General features: G+C 77.0%; 9 protein-coding genes. 3 read left to right on the top strand and 6 right to left on the bottom strand.

Going from position 1 to position 16,447, the window contains the following annotated elements:
- Nucleotides 1-87: 87 nt before the first annotated feature.
- Nucleotides 88-4,821 (bottom strand): glutamate synthase-related protein, encoded by a 4,734-nt coding sequence (locus tag QJR14_00705; protein MDI3316147.1) that lies wholly within the window; start codon nt 4,819-4,821, stop codon nt 88-90.
- A 496-nt stretch (nt 4,822-5,317) separates the two neighbouring features.
- Here QJR14_00705 and QJR14_00700 point away from each other — a divergent pair, with 496 nt between their 5' ends.
- Together QJR14_00700 and QJR14_00695 are read left to right on the top strand one after the other, a co-directional pair.
- Entirely contained in the window at nt 5,318-6,211 is an 894-nt protein-coding gene (locus QJR14_00700; protein ID MDI3316146.1) for an ABC transporter ATP-binding protein, read from the top strand.
- On the top strand, nt 6,199-6,984 hold the full coding sequence (locus tag QJR14_00695; protein ID MDI3316145.1) for an ABC transporter permease: 786 nt from the start codon (nt 6,199-6,201) through the stop codon (nt 6,982-6,984). The genes QJR14_00700 and QJR14_00695 overlap by 13 nt, the downstream gene beginning before the upstream one ends.
- A 58-nt stretch (nt 6,985-7,042) precedes the next feature.
- On the opposite strand, the gene QJR14_00690 is transcribed toward QJR14_00695, so the two are convergent.
- The 3 genes from QJR14_00690 to QJR14_00680 are packed head-to-tail and all read right to left on the bottom strand — an operon-like array spanning nt 7,043 to nt 11,797.
- On the bottom strand, nt 7,043-8,404 hold the full coding sequence (locus QJR14_00690) for a polysaccharide deacetylase family protein (protein ID MDI3316144.1): 1,362 nt from the start codon (nt 8,402-8,404) through the stop codon (nt 7,043-7,045).
- A 55-nt stretch (nt 8,405-8,459) separates the two neighbouring features.
- A complete protein-coding gene (locus QJR14_00685) occupies nt 8,460-9,320 on the bottom strand; it encodes a PHP domain-containing protein (GenBank protein ID MDI3316143.1) in 861 nt (286 codons plus the stop codon).
- The gene (locus tag QJR14_00680) at nt 9,317-11,797 is read right to left on the bottom strand and encodes a glycosyltransferase (GenBank protein MDI3316142.1); all 2,481 of its coding nucleotides are present in this window, start codon (nt 11,795-11,797) and stop codon (nt 9,317-9,319) included. The genes QJR14_00685 and QJR14_00680 overlap by 4 nt, the downstream gene beginning before the upstream one ends.
- Before the next feature lie 14 nt (nt 11,798-11,811).
- Between QJR14_00680 and QJR14_00675 the strand changes: the two genes are divergently transcribed.
- Entirely contained in the window at nt 11,812-13,062 is a 1,251-nt protein-coding gene (locus tag QJR14_00675; GenBank protein MDI3316141.1) for a hypothetical protein, read from the top strand.
- Nucleotides 13,063-14,391: 1,329 nt separating this feature from the next.
- Here QJR14_00675 and QJR14_00670 read toward each other — a convergent pair.
- Both QJR14_00670 and QJR14_00665 read right to left on the bottom strand, forming a co-directional pair.
- Nucleotides 14,392-15,726, bottom strand: a complete 1,335-nt coding sequence (locus tag QJR14_00670) for a peptidoglycan DD-metalloendopeptidase family protein (GenBank protein MDI3316140.1) — start codon at nt 15,724-15,726, stop codon at nt 14,392-14,394.
- A 94-nt stretch (nt 15,727-15,820) separates the two neighbouring features.
- Nucleotides 15,821-16,447: hypothetical protein (locus QJR14_00665; GenBank protein ID MDI3316139.1), on the bottom strand; the 627-nt coding region annotated here is incomplete at its 5' end.

Raw genomic sequence — 16,447 nt, 5'->3', positions numbered from 1 at the left:
CCTCCTCGCCCCTCCCATTCGTCGGCCGCGGCGGCGAGCCCTTCAGAGCGGCCGCGCGGCATCTCCCATCGGCCCGCCTCCTGCCGCCTACTCCGTGGAGATCGCCGGATCGACCTGCTCCACCTCCGGGAGAAGCGCCAGGAAGTGCTCCCCCGCGGCGGCGGCCAGCCCCCGCACCCGGGCGGCCTCCTCCTCCTGACCCGACGCCTCCAGCTCGTGGGCGTACTCGCCCAGCAGCTCCCGCACGTCGGACAGCCCCTGCTCGCCCAGCGGCCGGAGGCGGACGCGCGCCCCCTTGGCGATGCGCCGCCGGAGCGCCGCCTCGTCCAGCCCCCAGGCGGGCTCGTGCCGGAGGTAGACGACGCCGCCGGTCATCCCCGAGCAGAGCCACGGCCCCGGGTCGCCCAGGACCACCGCGCGCCCGGCGGTCATGTATTCGAAGCCGAAGCCCTTGATCTGGGCGCGGGCGGCGATGCAGCCCAGCTCGTCCCGGATCGGCCCCGCCGGCTCGCCGCCCAGGACCAGGTCGGCGCCGGAGAGGCGGATGCCGAAGCGGGCGTCGGCGCTCCCCTGGACCAGGAAGAGCCCGCGTTGCGCACCGTAGGCGAAGCCCTTCCCCACGTGGCCCCCCACCCAGCGGCCGCGACCGTTGGGCCGCTTGAGGACGACGACGCGCCCGCCCAGGGCGGTCCGGGCGGCGCCGTCCTGGGCTCCGCCGCGGGCGTGCCAGCTTTCGCCGCGGAGGCTGAAGGCGGCGAAGCCCTGGGCGGCGATGCCGTCGCTCACCTCCACCCGGGTGCGCGGCGCGAAGGCCTCGAGCAGGTCACGCGGCGCGACGGCGCTCTCCCCCTCCGGCGCGGGCTCCTCCCCCTGCCGGATGAGGAGCCGCCCCGGTTCCTCCAGGGGCGCCCCGGACCCGCCCGCGGCCGCCACCACCCGCGTGCCCGCCTGCCCGGCGCCCGGCGCGCCGGCCGCCGTCCCGCACCCCGCCGCCGCCGGGCTCTCCGGCGGGGTGCGGCCCTCGCCGGTGCAAGGGGCGGGCGGCGGGGCCGCCGGCCGGAGCAGGTGGCCGAGGCCGAGGCGCTGCCGCTCCCGCGACGCCACCAGCCGCCAGTTCTGGCCGACCAGCTCCTGGGCGCGGCGGACGCCGAGCTCCGCCACCCGGGCGCGCAGCGCCTCGCCCAGCGCGGTGAAGAAGCGGACCAGGCGCCGGACCGCTTCCTCGTAGTCCAGGGGGTCGAAGCGTCGCAGCCCGCGCGCCTGCGCCTCCGCCCGGTCGCGGATCTGGGTGGCGATGCCCACGTGGCAGGTGTCGGTCTGGCAGGAGCGGCAGGCGGTACAGCCCACCGCCACCATGGCCATGGTGCCGAAGCCGCAGCGGTTGGCGCCGAGCAGCATCAGGCGGAGGACGTCCTCGGCCGACTTGACGCCGCCGTCGGCCCAGATCTCCACCCGCTGCCGGAGGCCGGCCTCGACCAGGGCCCGGTGGACCTCGCTGACGCCGATCTCCACGGGCAGGCCGGCGCGGCGGATGGCGTGGAGGCGGGCGGCGCCGGTGCCGCCGTCGAAGCCCGAGACGGTGATCACGTCGGCGCCCGCCTTGGCGATGCCGACGCCGATGGTGCCGATGTTGGGCACCACCGGCACCTTGACGGCGACGCGGAGCCCCGGCCGGACCCGCTTCAGCGTGGCGATCAGCTCGGCCAGGTCCTCGATGGAGTAGAGGTCGTGGTTGTTGGACGGCGAGATCAGGTCGACGCCCGGGCGGGCGTTGCGCGCCCGCGCCACCTGCTCGGAGACCTTCCTGCCGGGGAGGTGGCCGCCCTCGCCGGGCTTGGCGCCCTGGCCGATCTTGATCTCCGCCATCCAGGCGCCCTCCAGGAGCGCGCGGTGGACGCCGAAGCGGCCCGAGGCCACCTGGATCCCCCGGTTCATCGGGTAGCGGCCGACCAGATCGGGGATCTCGCCGCCCTCGCCGTTGAGGGCGACGATGTTCAGGCGCGCCGCCGCCTCGGCGTAGGCCCGGTAGGCCGTCTCGCCCTGGCTCCCGAAGGACATGGAGCTGATCTCGAAAGGAAGCGCGTGCGGCCCCACCGAGAGGTCCACTTCCTCCGGCGCGACCCCCTCCAGCGGCGTCGCCACCTCCAGCGCGTGGCGGAGGCTGATGGGCTCCCTCTCCGCCAGCTCCTGGAGCCGCTCCTCGTACTCCCCGGGTGCCAGCCGCCCCTGCGCCAGATCGCCACCGAGCCGCCAGACCTGGCCGAGCCAGCGCGGGGGCTGGGCGAGCCGGTCGTCGCCCTCGCCCCGGGCGATCCGGTAGCGTTCCAGCGCATCCTGGGCGAGCCGCGCCCAGCCCTCCCCGGCGGGCGCCGGCACGAAGGCGGGCATGCCGAAGGTGGCGACCAGCTCCTCGGGCAGGCCCACCGAGCTCATCAGCCGGCCGTACCCGCGCAGCTCGTGGATGCCCAGGGTGGAGAGCACCTTCTCCATGCCGGCCGCCAGGGCGCGCAGGAGCTTCCTCAGCGCCGCCTCCAGCGCCTCGGGCGTCGCCGCGCCGTCCCCGCCGGCGCCCGCGTCGGCGGCCGTCCGCGCCCCCACCTCGAAGAGCCGGTAGGGGTTGAGCGCGTCGCCGCCCAGCGCCATGGCCAGCATCAGGTCATGCAGGTTCCTCAGCGCGCCGGAGCGGACCAGGAGCGTGGTCCCCCGCCGCCGCCCGGCGAGGCGGAGCGCCCGGTCCACCGCCGCCAGGGCGAGGTGGATGTCCAGGGGCAGCGCCCCGTCGGCGAAGAGCCCGCGGTCGTCCAGGAGAAGGACGGCGGCGCCGGCGCGGACGCCCTCCACCGCCGCCGTCGCCAGCCGCTCCACGGCCCGCCGGGGCCCCTCGCTCTCGCCGAAGGAAGGCTCCAGCCGCAGCAGCCGCTCGCCCCGGCGGGCGAAGGTCGCCAGCAGGTCCTCCAGCCGGCAGGTGCCGAAGTCGGCCGCCACCGCCGCCTCCCGCTCGGGAGGAAGCCAGCTCCGCCCCCCGGCGGCGCCGCCCAGGAGGAGCGGCAGGCGCAGCTCCAGCGCCTCCCGGTCGGCCGGGTGGTCGAGCCGCGGCCGGCGGCCCAGGAGCGTTCGCGTGGAGAAGTGCTCCACCTCCCGCTCCCGGTCGATGGCGGGGTTGGTCACCACCGCCACCGTCTCGTGGAAGAAGTCGGCCAGGTTGACCCGCTGCCGGCTGAGTGCGGCCAGCGGCCCGTCGTAGCCGAGCGACCCGACCGGCTCACCGCCGCTGCCCGCCTCGGCCAGCGCCAGGCGGACGTCCTCCGGTCCCCAGCCCAGCGCCGCCAGGAGCGGCTGCCGCCGCGCCCAGGCGTCCCGCAGGCGCATCCCCTGACCCGCCTCCAGCGGCCGGTCGTTGGGCGGACCGCCGGCCCGGCCGTCCCGGCCGTCGCCCGCCGCGGCGGCCGCTCCCGCGCCCTCGACCGGCGCCGCCCGCTCCGGCGCGCGGACCGGGCCGGCGGAGAGGCTCCGGGGGCGGAGTCCCGCCTCCAGGGCGGCGCGGCGGAAACCGGAGGGGAAGCCCTTCCTGCGGCGCTCGGCCAGGATCACCCGGCGGAGCGCAGGCTGGTCGAGCCAGCGCGCGCCCGCCGGGGCCAGGAGGATCCCGTTCTTCTCCCCCGGCGCCAGCGGGACCGGCTCGGCGGAGAGGTCGGCGAAGGGGAGGACGCGCGGCTCCGAGGCGTAGACGATCGAAGCCTGGGTCTCCAGCCGCCAGAGCGGCCGGAGACCCAGGGCGTCCACGGCGGCCAGGAAGCGGTCGCCGTCCCGCGCCAGGAGCGCGGCCGGTCCCTGCGCGTAGGGCCCCCAGGCCTGCCGGTGCCAGGCGTAGAGGTCCTGGAGCGCCGGCGGCAGCGTGAAGATCTCGTTGTGGAGCGGCGGCTGCAGGAGCTCGGCCGCCTCCCAGAGGCTGAAGCCGTGGCGGTGGAGGAGCGCCGCCAGGACGCGGTCCAGGTCCTGGGAGTCCGACCCGTCCCGTGCCAGCTGGATGCCGACCAGCCTCGCCTCCTCGCGGAGGCGGGCGATGGTGTTGATCTCCCCGTTGTGGCCCAGCTGCCAGAAGGGCTGGACCCGGGCGAAGGTGCTGGTGGTGTTGGTGGAGTAGCGGCTGTGACCCAGTGCCGAGCGGGTGGCGAAGGCCGGATCGCGCAGGTCCCCGTGGTAGGAGCGGAGCGTCCCGGCACCGCCCCGTACCTTGTACACCGCCGCCCGGGTGCTGAAGGAGACCACCTCCAGCCCGGCCGCCCCGAAGCGGCGCTCCAGCAGGTTGGCCAGGTGCCAGCAGCCCTGCTCGCCGCCCGCCCGCTCGCCGGGAAGAAGCCCGGCCAGCTGCCAGAACAGCGGCTCCTCGGCGCGCCCCCTGGGACCCAGCGCGGCGGCGTCGACCTGGTCCAGCGCCTCGGCGAGCAGGCGGAAGCCCTCCACCGCCAGTCGCTCGCGGACCCGGGCGCGCAGCGCCGCCGTCTCGTGCACCGCCGCCCTGCCCCCCGGCAGGAAGAGGTGGGCGACGGCGAAGTCGCCCCGCCGGACCAGCCCCGGGTCCAGGCCCGCCTCGGCCAGGCGCTTGGCCCAGACGGCCCGGGGCAGGTCGACCATCAGGCCGGCGCCGTCCCCCTCCCGCAGCGCCCCCTCGCCCACCCAGCCGGCCCGGTGGTCCATCGCCTCCAGGGCGTCCAGCGCCGTCTCCAGCGGGTCGCGGGCAGGCGCCGCCTCCCGCCGCACCACCAGCACCAGCGCACAGGCATCGCTCTCGTCCCCGATCCCTCGGATCCTCTCCGGCACCCCCCGCCCCCCTCTCCACCCTGGCGGCCCAGGGGTGTTGATGCGCATTATACTGGGCGGGCGGAGGGACGGTCAACGCGAGATCAACTCTTATCGTCGCCTGCAACGTGTTTTCACACTGGTTCCGATCAGTTCAAGCCGTTTTTGGTCCGTTTTCCAGATGGCCGTCGGCCCCTTTGACGGGACCGCCGCCCGCCGTGGTATAATCCGCGCGCTGCCGGCCGCCTTCCGGCCGGCGCCGTTCGCGCCCGAGCCGGTCCGTCCTGGGCCGCGGGCGTGCGAGGAGGTGACCCCCGTGCGTCTCCGGTTCTCCCTGCTCCAGTCCAACGCTCTTCTCCGGCGCCCTTTCTGCGGCCTCCGGAGGCGAACGGTCGGGTACCCCGGTTCCCATCGGTCCTGACGGCGGATCGGACCGCCGTCGGCCAGCCGAACGAGCCTTGCAGACGGTCCCGGCCTCCTGACCGGGACCGTCCGTTCTTTGATGAGGAGGCGAAGCATGGACCCCTCCACACCGCCGCACAGGTCGCCCGCGCCGGCGGAGGCACCGGCGGCTGCTCCCGCCCGGGGGCCGGCAGGAGGCCCGGCCGTCCGCTGCACCGGCGTGATCAAGCGCTTCCAGGAACCGCTGGAGGAGGAGCCGGAGGAAGGCGGCGACTCCCCCGGCGGCCTCCTCGGCTGGTTCCGGCGGCGGAGCCGCGTCGTCGAGGCGCTGCGCGGCGTCGATCTGACCGTCCCCGCCGGCAGCATCTACGGCGTCCTCGGCGCCAACGGGTCCGGCAAGTCGACGCTGATCCGGCTCCTGGCCACGCTCCTCCTCCCCGACGAGGGGCGGCTCGAGGTCTTCGGGCACGACGTGGTCCACGAGGCGGCCGCGGTCCGGGCGCGGATCAACCGGGTCTCGGTGGAGGCTTCCTTCTTCAAGTCGCTCACCGTCTGGGAGAACCTCCTCTACGCGGCCCGCCTCTATGCCCTCGACCCCGAGGAGGCCCGCCGCCGCGGCGCGGCCGTCCTCGACCGGCTCGGCCTGCCCGGCCCGAAGCTGCGCGCCCGCGTGGAGACGCTCTCCCGCGGCCAGCAGCAGAAGGTGGCGGTGGCGCGGGCGCTCCTGACCACGCCCGACCTGCTCCTCCTGGACGAGCCGACCACGGGGCTCGACCCCCGCTCCAAGCGGGAGGTGCAGGAGTTCCTGCGCGAGGTCCACCGCGAGAGCGGCACCACCATCCTCCTCACCACCCACGACATGGACGAGGCGGAGCGACTCTGCGACCGGATCGCCATCCTGGACCGCGGCCGCGTCGTCGCCGAGGGCACGGCGGCGGAGCTGAAGCGCCGCTTCGCGGGGAGCGAGGACGCCAGCATGGAGGAGGTCTTTCTCCGATGCACGAGCTGAGCGCCGGCTGGGGGCTGGTGGAGCGGAACCTCAACCTGGTCCGCCGGTACCTGAGCTGGGAGGCGGTGGACTTCTTCTACAACGTGGTCAACGCGGTCACCATCGCGCTGATCGGCGTCCGCACCGGGCCGTCGATGGTGCTCTACCTGCTGGTGGGGGCGCTGCTCTGGAACTTCCTGTCCATCATCTTCAACGAGGTGGCCAACTCGGTCCAGTGGGAGCGCTGGGAGGGGACCATCGAGTACACCTTCATGGCGCCCATCCGGCGGCTCACCTACCTCCTGGGCGTCTCCGGCTGGGCGGTGCTCTACGCCACCCTGCGGACGGCGCTGGTGCTCGGGGTGGTGGCGCTCTTCTTCCGCGTGCCGCTCCGCGCCGCCGACCTGGGCGCCGCGCTGGTGGTCCTGCTGGTGGCCAGCGCCAGCTTCGTCGGCATCGGCCTCGTGGCCGCCATCCTGCCGCTCATGTCGCCGGAGCGGGGCGCCCAGGCGACGCACATCGTGCAGGGCGCGCTTCTCCTGGTCTCCGGCGTCTACTACGAGGTCTCGGCGCTGCCCGCATGGCTCCAGCCGCTCTCCTGGCTCTCGCCGGCCACCTACACGCTGCGGGCGGAGCGGGCCGCGCTCCTGCACGGTGCCGGCCTGGTCCAGCTCCTGCCCACCCTGGCCATCCTCGTCGCCTTCGCCCTGGTCACCATCCCCGCCGGCTACGCCGCCTTCCGCGCCGCCGAGCGCTATGCGCTCAGGACCGGGCGGCTCCACCGGAACGGCTGACCGTGGCCAGGGGGGGTCGGGCCGCGCCGCCGGCCGCCCGGCGGGAGCAAGCCCGGGATCACCGCTGCGCGCCGCGCGCCAGCCGTGCCGCCAGGGCGAGGAGCGCCTCGCCGCGGGTCACCTCTTCCTCCGGCGAGCCGGGCAGGCCCTCCGGGGCGATCCCCAGGAAGCGGGAGAGCTCCCCCCGCCTCACCCGCCGCTCCCAGGGCCACTCGCCGCCGGGCGCGGGGTCGCCGAAGGCCCGGCGCGCCGGCGCCGCCACCTCCGCCTGCCGGGCGGCCGCCGCGTAGAAGGCCGGGCCGGTGGCCGGAGCCCCGGGGGTACGGGCGAGCGGGACCGCCATGCGCAGGAGCTCGCCGAGGGAGAGCTTCCTCTCCGGCTGGAGGGAGTTGTCGCGGTAGGCGACGGGATGGCCCGCGTCGAGAAGCGCCCGCGCCGCCCGGGCCACCGGCTCCTCCGGTGCCACGTCGGCGAAGGCGGAGAGCTCCAGGAGCTCGCGCACCGGGATCACCTCGTAGCCGTGGCGCCGGAGGAGCTCCAGCTGGGCGGGCAGCCCGTCGGCCACCGGGCTCTGGAGCGACTGGTCGTAGCCGTCCTTCTCGAAGATGATCCGGCCGTTGAGCGCCTCGGGGTCGGCGGCCAGCGCGCGCTCCAGCGGCTCCACCATGCGCCGGACGTCGCGCGCGTAGTCCCCGGTCGACGGGAGCCAGCCGCCGCCGTCGAAGCTGGCGGCCAGGTACTGGTAGCCGACCGCGGCGTAGACGTCGTAGGCCGTCCGCCCGTCGGCGGTGGGGTCGATGTAGTGCGGCGGCCGGCCGAAGCGCATCGCGTAGCCGTGGCGCTCCAGGATCAGCTGGTGAAGCCGGCGGACGTCGGCGACGCAGGCGTCGAAGCCGGGCAGGAAGGCCCGCCGCCCGTAGACCAGCCGTGCCGGCCCGAAGGCGATGTGGCTGTAGGAGTGGTTGGCCAGCTCGTGGCCCGCCTCGAGGATGCGCCGGATCAGCCCCGGCTGCGCCTCCGCCCCGCCCTCGGCGTCGCGGCCGAAGGCGGGGTAGTGGTCGTAGCGGACCCCGCTCCAGTAGACCGTGCCCGGCGCGCCCTGCTCGTCGGGGTAGCCGGCGGCGGTGGAGCCGATCACGTCGAAGGTGCCGCGCGCCCCGTAGCGTTCGAGAACGCGGAGGATCGCCTCCGTCAGCGGGGTGCCGTCGCCGGGGACGGCGGGCGTGGCGGCCGGGCCGTCGTCGAAGGTCATGGCCACCACCCGGCGGCCCCGCGGCGGCGCCACCCGCTCGATCCGCCGCACGGCGCTCAGGAAGCGGCGCGCCTCCGCGCGCTGCCGCTCCTTCCTGAGGCTGCGCAGCGGCTGGATGAGCGACCGCGCCAGCGGCCGCAACGCTCCCAGGAAGCCGGACCCCGCCATCTCCCCTCCCCCTCCCCCGCATCTCCCGCGACCGGCACGGCACGATGCTAGGCGCTCACCGCCGCCGCGGCAAGGGGACGGGCGGGCGGCCGAGGAGCGCGGGCGCCGAGCCCAGGGCGCTCAGGGCCGCCTTGGCCAGGACCCGCGGCAGCCGGCGCCAGGCCCGCTCCCGCCAGCTGCGCAGCAGCTGGCTCCTCGCCTCGGCCAGCGGGAGCGTCGGCAGGAGCCGCGTCTCGCGTGGCGCGGAGAGCACGAGGCTGCGCAGCCTCTCCTCCTGCGGCTCCCCGCCCCGCCACGGCTCCCCCTCCGGCAGGGCGAGGAGGAGGCGGCCGTGGCCCACTTCCTCCGGCCAGTGGGCGTCGCTCCCGGCCGAGGCGGGCAGCCCGGCCACCCCGGCCAGCCTCTCCGCCTCCTCGTTGGCCGTGCCCCGCCCGCCCAGCAGCGCGCGCGGGTTGGCCACCTCGACCAGGTCGAAGCCGAGCCGGTCGATCAGCTCGCGCTCGGCGGTGGGCGGGTCGCCGGGGCGCCGGCGCTTGAAGGGGTGGGCCCAGACCGCCAGCCCGCCCTGCTCGTGGATGGCCGCCACCACCTCCGCCGCCGGCCAGCGGGCGCCGTAGCCGGCCGGGCCGAGCCGGATCTCCTGGCGGAGGAAGAGCCCGAGCACATGGCCCACCTCGGTGGCGTACTCGGCGCCCGCGATGACCGCCGGCAGGGGCAGCCGTGCGCCGGCGCCGGACGGCGCGGAGCGGGCGCGGGCGAGGCGCTGGGCGGCCCGGGCGCCCTCGAGGGTGAAGTGGTCGGTGACCGCGATCACGTCGAGCCCCGCCCGGGCGGCGGCGCGGAGCGCCGTCTCCGGCGCCATGCCGGAGTCGGGCGAGAAGGAGGTGTGGACGTGCAGGTCGAGGGCCAGCCTCACGGCTGCTCCTCCTCCGCGCCGCCGGAGCGGCGGGCGAGCCGCGCCAGGCTCCTTCGCAGGTAGACCCAGCCCGGCCGCGGGTCGCCCGCGTCGAAGACGCCGTCGCGGACGCGGGGGTCGAGCCAGTCCCGCGCCAGCTCCGCGAGGAGCGCCGCGCCGTCCCCCCGCCGGCGCAGCCGCCGGAGGAGACCCGCGCTGGCCAGGGCGTCCTGGGCGGCGAAGCGCAGGCGGACGCCGACCCGGTAGCCGCTGGCCAGGCCCAGCGAGGGCGAGACCGGGGGGAGCGGCGCCCCGAGCACGGCGCGGGGGATCGGGTCGAGCCGCTCCCCCCGCGCCAGCCGGTACCAGAGCGTGGGGATGGCGGCGCCGGGCCCCGCCGCCGCCACCGCCAGCGGCAGGCTGCCCCAGGGGCGCGGGTTCACCTCCAGCAGCCGGTACCGTCCCCGGGCGTCGAGGCGGAACTCGACCATGGCCACCCCCTGCCACTCCAGCGCGTCCAGGAGCCGCAGGCCGAGCCGGGCGAGCTCCGGCTCCCAGCAGGACTCGGCCAGGGCGCTGGGCCCGCCGCTGAGCGGGTACTCGCGCAGGCGACGGTGGGCGAAGAGCGCCACGGGGCGGGCTTCCTGGTCGTAGAGGGCGGAGAGGCCGAAGCCCGGCCCGGGCAGGTACTCCTCCACCAGCGGTCCCCTCTGCAGCGCGTCCATCGAGCGCCAGGCGGCCACCAGCTCCCCGGGGCCGCGGCAGATCCGGTAGCGGCGGGCGGCGGGCAGGCCGAGCCCCTCCCCGAAGCGGAACTTGACCACGCACGGGTACTCCACGCGGGCGGCGAAGCGGTCGAGGGGCTCCCCCGCCTCCGGCTGCCAGGCGCGCGGCACCGGCACGCCGGCGCGGGCGGCCAGCTCCAGGAGCCGCGCCTTGTCATTGGCCAGCTCCAGTTTCTCCGCCGGCGGCACGAGCAGCCCGACCGCGGCCGCCACCCGCTCCCGTGCCCGGCTGAGCGCCGCCAGGCTGGCGGCCCCCGCCGGAAGCAGCGCGTCGACCCCCTGCTCACCCGCCAGCCGGACCACCGCCTCGACGAAGGCCTCGGGCTCGCGGCGGGCGTCGGGGAGGCGGAAGCGTCCCGCCACGTAGCGGGAGGCGAAGGCGAGCGGCTCCGGCTCCGGGCCGCCCTCCCCGGCCCGCCCGCTCTCCGCCGCCAGGACGCGGACGCCGCTCCGGCCCAGGCTCCGGACCATGGCCAGGGCGGTCCGGTAGCGGGCGTCGGTGACCAGCGCCGTGCCGCCCGGCGCCCCGGGCGCACCCGCCAGCCCCTGACCCCAGGCCGTCGCGGGCGCGCGCTCCGGGGAGCGGCCCGGGAAGCGGACGGCCGCCGGCAGGGCGGCCTGGCGGAGCTCCCGATAGAGCCGCTCGTAGGCCTCGCCCATGGCCTCCAGCGAGTAGCGCCCCTCGGCCAGTCGCCGCGCGGCCTCGGCGCGCCGCGCCCGCTCCTCCTCGTCGCGCCGCAGCCGCTCCAGCGCCGCCGTCAGGGCGCCCACGTCGCCCGGCGGCACCTCCAGCGCCGCCCCGGCCTGCTCCTCGGCGCCCCCGCCCGCCGTCCGCACCAGCGGCAGCCCGCAGGCCATCGCCTCGGCCGCCGCCTGCGCGAAGCCCTCCCGGGCGCTGGGAAGGGCGAAGAGATCGGCCGCCCAGAAGGCCGGCCGCAGGTCGTCGAGCCACCCCAGGAAGCGGACCCTCCCCGGTGCCCTCCGCGCCGCCTCCGCCTCCAGCGCCCGCCGGAGCGGCCCGTCGCCGGCGAGCAGCAGGAGCGGCGAGCGGCCCTCCGCCGGCTGGAGCCGGCCCACGGCGGCGATCAGGTCGTCGACCCGCTTGACCGGTACCATCCGCCCCGCCCAGAGGACGACCCAGGCGCCGGCGGGCAGGCCGAGGCTCCGCCGGGCCGCCTCCCGCTCCTCCGCCGTGGGCGGCCGCAGGCGGCCGGTGTCCACCCCGTCGGGGATGCGGCGGACGCGCCCGGGCGGAAGACGCCAGCGCTCCAGGAGCTCCCGCTCCGTCTCCGCCGAGACGGCCACCGCCACCCCGCCCCAGTACGTGAGGGGGGCGGCCACCCGCGTCCGCGTCGAGTGGAGCACGTGGAGGAAGGGGACGCCGTACCGCTTCCTGGCGGCTTCGGCGTGGGGGGAACAGATGCGCCACTGGCAGTGGCCGGCGTCGGGGCGGAACTCCCGCACGGCGGCCAGGGTCGCCTCCCGCGCGGCGCCGAAGGCGAGCCGCCGGCGGTAGGGGGCGCGGTAGAGCCGGACGCCGGCCTCGGCCAGGGCGGGCGCCAGCTCGCCGCCGTCGGCCACCACGGCCACCTCGTGCCCGCGGCCGCGGAGCCAGCGGGCCAGCGCCAGCGTGTGGTAGCCGATGCCGTCCCGGTCGACGTGCTTCGCATAGAAGAGGATCCGCATGGCGCGCCCGTTCACCCCAGGCGGCATGCTAGCATAACGCCGTGCGCGTTCTTCTGGTCGCCTACGAGATGCCGCCCGCCCTGACGGCCGAGTCGATCCTGGCCGGCAAGACCGTCCGCTCCCTGCTCTCCGCCGCCGGCTCCGGGGACGGGGACGGGGGCGGGGGCGGGGAACGGCTCGCCCTGACCTGCGTGACGGCGCTTCCCGACCCGCTCCACCGGCTCGATCCCGACCTGGAGGCCTGGCTCCGCGGCGCCGAGGTCCGCCGCCACGGCAACTGGCCGCGGGCGCTGCGCGGCCGGGCACGCTCCGCCTGGCGACGGCTGGCGGTCCGGGTCTGGGGCGAGGACTTCCTGCCCTGGACGGTGCGCGCGGGGCGCCGCGAGCCCCGGGCCGGCGACGCCTTCGACCTCCTCTGGTCCCGCTCCGAGCCGGGCGCGAGCCACACCGCCGCCCGCGCCATCCGGCGGCGGGCGCGGAGGCTGGGGATGGGACGCCTCCCCTGGGTGGCCCAGTTCAGCGACCCCTGGGCGCTCAACCCCTACCGGCCCTACGTGCCGCCCGGCTGGCGCCGCCGCGAGGAAGCGGTCCTCGCCGAGGCCGACGCCCTCGTCTTCCCCAGCGAGGCGCTGCGCGACCTCTACGACCGCGCCTACCCCGCGCTCGGCGTCGCCGCCCGCTCCACCGTCCTCCCCCACGGCTTCGATCCCTCGCTCTATCCGCCCCGCCGCCGGCCCGAGCCGGGCGCCTCCTCCGGCCCGCTCCGCCTGGTCCACGTCGGCGACTTCTACGGCCTCCGCTCGCCCCGCCCGCTGCTGGAGGCGGCCCGCGCCCTCCGGCCGCGGCTCCCGGGAGGGTTGGAGCTCCGGCTGGTCGGCCGCGTCGCCCGCTCCTTCCCCGCCGGCGACGCCGCGCACATCGGCCCGGTGGGCTACCTGGAGAGCCTGCGCGAGATGGTGGAGGCGGACCTTCTGGTGGTGGTGGAGGCTCCGTTGGAGCGGGCGCCCTTCCTGCCGTCCAAGCTGATCGACTACCTGGGCGCGCGCCGGCCCGTCGTCGGCCTGACGGTGCCAGGAAGCCCCGCCGCCCTCCTCCTCGCCCGCCTCGGCTTCCCCTGGGCGGACGTCCGCGACCCGGCCGCGGTCGAGGCCACCCTGGCGGACGCCGTCGCCCGGCTCGGCGATCTGACCCTGCACGCGCGCACCCTCCGGCTGGAGGAGTTCACCATGGAGCGGGCGGCCTCCACCCTCCTCGCCCTCTTCCACCGCCTGGCGGGCTCCCGCCGGCCCTGACCGGCACCGGCTCGCACCCCGGGGCGCGGCAGGGGCGCGGAGCGGGCGAGGGCGGGGGCCGGTGGAACCGCCGCCCTCGCGCCCGCGTCGATCATGCAGGGGCAGGGGCGGACGCATCGGAGTTCGGGGGGCGGGCGCCCGCCCGCTTTCGCCCGAAGGGCGGCTCCCCGGGGAAGGCGAGAGGGATGCGGCGGGTCTGGAGATGGGTGCTCCTCGCTTCGGTGGTGGCGACCGGCCTGGCGGCCTCTCTTTGGCGGGAGGACATCCCGCGCGATCCGGGCCCGGTCGCGACGCCCGCGGCCCCCGCAGGGCCGGCCCTCCTGCGTCGCCCGGGCGGGGCGGCGGCATGGGCGCCGGACGCGTTGCGCATGCGGCCGCCCAGGGCGGCTGCGCGCGCCGTAGGCACGGTCCGGCCCGGCCCCTCGCGGCCTGCGGGCGTCGCGGCCCCGTCTTCCGGCCGCTCCGCGCCGGATCCGGCGGCGTCGGCGGCGCGGGCCAAGGCCTGCGCCGGGCTCCTCCTCTGGCATGGCCCCGCCACCGACCCGGCGACGGGGATGCCGCTGGTCTATCTCACCTTCGACGACGGGCCCTCGCCCTACACCGGACGCTTCCTCGACGCGCTGGAGGCGGGTCACGCCCGCGCCTCCTTCTTCCGGGTCGGCCGGCGCCCGGCCGGCCAGCTGGCCCAGGCCCGGCGCGCCCTCGCCCTGGGCATGGCGGTGGGCGACCACACCTGGTCGCACCCGCAGCTGACCGGTCTGGACGAGGCTGCACAGTTCGACCAGCTCCGGCGCACCCAGGAAGCCTTCCATACCCTCCTGGGCGTGACGCCCGGGCTGGTCCGCCCGCCCTACGAGCTCTTCGACGCGGGCACGTGCAGGGCGGCGGCCGGCCTCCGCCTGCGGCTCGCGCTCTGGAACGTGGATCCCCGGGACTGGGAGCTGGCCTCCGCCCTGGGGACGCCGCGGCAGGCGGCCGCCGAGGAGACCCTGGTCACCCGCACCCTCGCAGGCCTCCGCCCGGGGGCGGTGGTCGACCTGCACGAGAACCCGTTCACCCTGGCGGCCCTGCCCGACCTGCTGCGGAGGGTCGAGGCACGCGGCTACCTGCCGGCGGCACTGCCCGCCGGCGGCTGGCCAGCGGCTCCCGCGCCGGCGGCGCCCGCCTCCTCCGGCCCTGCGCCCTCCGCCCCCGCCACGTCCTCCCCCGCGCCGGCCGCCGCGCCCTCGCCGGCGCCGGGCACATCCCCGCCGCCCGGCGCCTCTCCGTCGCACCCTGAGAGTCCGACCGGCGCGTCACAGGGTTCCGGGCGGCTCCGGAGCCCGGTCGTCACCCGCCGACGTAGTTGCCGGGTGAGACGGGCGCCCCGTCGACGCGGACCTCGAAGTGAAGGTGCGGCCCGGTCGCCCAACCCGTCTCGCCGACGCGTCCGATCACCTGGCCGGCCTCCACCGCCTGGCCCTGCGAGACCAGGATGGCCGAGAGATGGGCGTAGAGCGTGGAGAGCCCGTTGCCGTGGACGAGGATGACGGTGTTGCCGTAGCCGTTCTGCCATCCGGCGTAGAAGACGATCCCCGGCCCGGCCGCGTGGACCGGCGTCCCCTCCGGCGCCGCCAGGTCGATGCCGGTGTGCATCCGAACCTGCTTCAGCACGGGGTCGTAGTTCTCCCCGAACGGGCGCGTCACCACGAAGGAAGAGAGCGGCCACGCGAGCCCCGTGCGCGGGTTGGCGGCACCCGGGCTCCACCCGCCGCCACCCCCGGAGCTCCCGGCACCGTCGCTCCCGCCTCCCCCGCCGGCGCCCGCCTGCCCACGGGCCGACGCCGCGGCGGCCGCCTGGGCCCGGAGCGCGGCCAGCTGGGCGGCCCGCGCCGCCTCGTACTGGCGCTGGAGCCGTGCCAGCTGCGCCTGGATCTGCTGGCTCGCCTGCTGCTCCTGGTCGTAGGCCGCCTGCAGCTGCGAGGCCGCCTGCCGGTAACTGGCGTAGACCACGTGCTGCTGTGCGGTCCGGGTGGCGAGGACCTGCTCGACCGCGGCCACCTGCCGCGTGAGCCGCGCCACCACCGCCACCTGCCGCTCCTGCGCCGCCGCCTGCCGTGCGATCAGCCGCCGCTCGGCCTGTACCCGCCGGAGCAGGCGGACGTTCTCCCGGACGATCTGGGAGAGCTCCTGGAAGCGCGTCACAAAGTCGCGGAAGTCGCGCGCGCCCAGGAGCACGTCCAGCCAGGAGACCACGCCCTGCTCGTAGGTGAGCCGGAGGCCCGCACCGAGCTGCTCCTGCTGCCGGGCGAGGCGGGCCTTGTTGGCGGCCAGCTCGGCTTGCAGCTGGCGCAGCCGGCCCTGCGCCTCGGCGAGCTCTCGCTGCCGCCGGCCCAGCTCGGACCGGGCGGCGCGGAGCTGCGAGGACAACGCGTGGAGCTTGGCCTGGGCGCTGGCCGCCTGCGACTGCACCGTGGCCAGTTCGTTCCTGGTCTGGGCGGCCTGGGCCTGGTGGGCGCGGAGCTGATCCTGCGCGGCGTTCATCTGCCGCTCGATGGCGCCGGGGTCGGGTGCGCGGGCGGCCCGGGCGGGAAGGCCGAGCCCGCTCACCGCGAGCCAGGCGACGAGCGCGGACGCCGCCCAACGAGCGGTCTTCCTGTCTTTCATGGCGGGACGGGCTTCCACTCGAAAAGGCCCGTCTCCTGTCGACGTTTGTTACGCGGCGATTACAGGCGCTCCCAGAGGCCGGACGGAACCGGCGCGGGGATCCTTCCCCGCTTCAGGCCCGTTCCGAGGACGGTGCCGCCGGCGCCTCCGCCGGCGCAGCTGCGCCCCCGCGCCCCCGCGCCCAGAAATCGGCCAGGAGGGCGGCGAAGACGCCCGCCATCAGCCCCAGGACGAGCGCCACCGCCAGGTTGAGCGCCTTGCGCGGCGCCACCGGGGCCTCGGGCAGGCGCGGGTCCTCCAGGACCAGAGGCGCGGCCACCGCATCGAGCGACTGCCGCAGGGCCAACAGGCGGTCGCGGTCGCCCTGGGCCTGGGCCAGCTGCTGGCCGACGGCCAGGGCGGAGACCACCGTCGAGGTCGCCGGCCCGCCGGGAGCCTTGTCCAGCGTTGCCTTCAGGGTGTCGAGCGCCGCCTGCTCGGCGGCAACCCTCCGCCCGGCCGCCTGGATCTGGGCGTCCAGCTGCTGGCGCGCCAGGTCGAGCGTGGCCGCGCGGAAGGCGTCGCGCCAGGCTTGGGCCAGCCGGTAGGCTTCCTGGGCGCTCCGAGCCCTGGCGGTGACCGTCAGGGTGCCGCCGTTGGCGTCCGCCTGGCTCTCGAAGCTCTTGGCAAGGTCGCCGTAGGGGCGGTCCCAACCGACGGAGCGGGCGACCGGGCGCAGAACGGCGTCGGAGAGGGCGAG

This window comes from Bacillota bacterium (assembly GCA_029961055.1).
Lineage (GTDB): Bacteria > Bacillota > Sulfobacillia > JAIMAT01 > JAIMAT01 > JAIMAT01.
This window is presented reverse-complemented; position numbering and strand designations above follow the sequence as displayed.

What these genes read in the sequence shown, in the direction of transcription:
- QJR14_00700 (MDI3316146.1), top strand. Translation starts at nt 5,318, where the DNA reads ATGGACCCCTCCACACCGCCGCACAGGTCGCCCGCGCCGGCGGAGGCA.
- QJR14_00695 (MDI3316145.1), top strand. Translation starts at nt 6,199, where the DNA reads ATGCACGAGCTGAGCGCCGGCTGGGGGCTGGTGGAGCGGAACCTCAAC.
- QJR14_00690 (MDI3316144.1), bottom strand. Translation starts at nt 8,404, where the DNA reads ATGGCGGGGTCCGGCTTCCTGGGAGCGTTGCGGCCGCTGGCGCGGTCG.
- QJR14_00680 (MDI3316142.1), bottom strand. Translation starts at nt 11,797, where the DNA reads ATGCCGCCTGGGGTGAACGGGCGCGCCATGCGGATCCTCTTCTATGCG.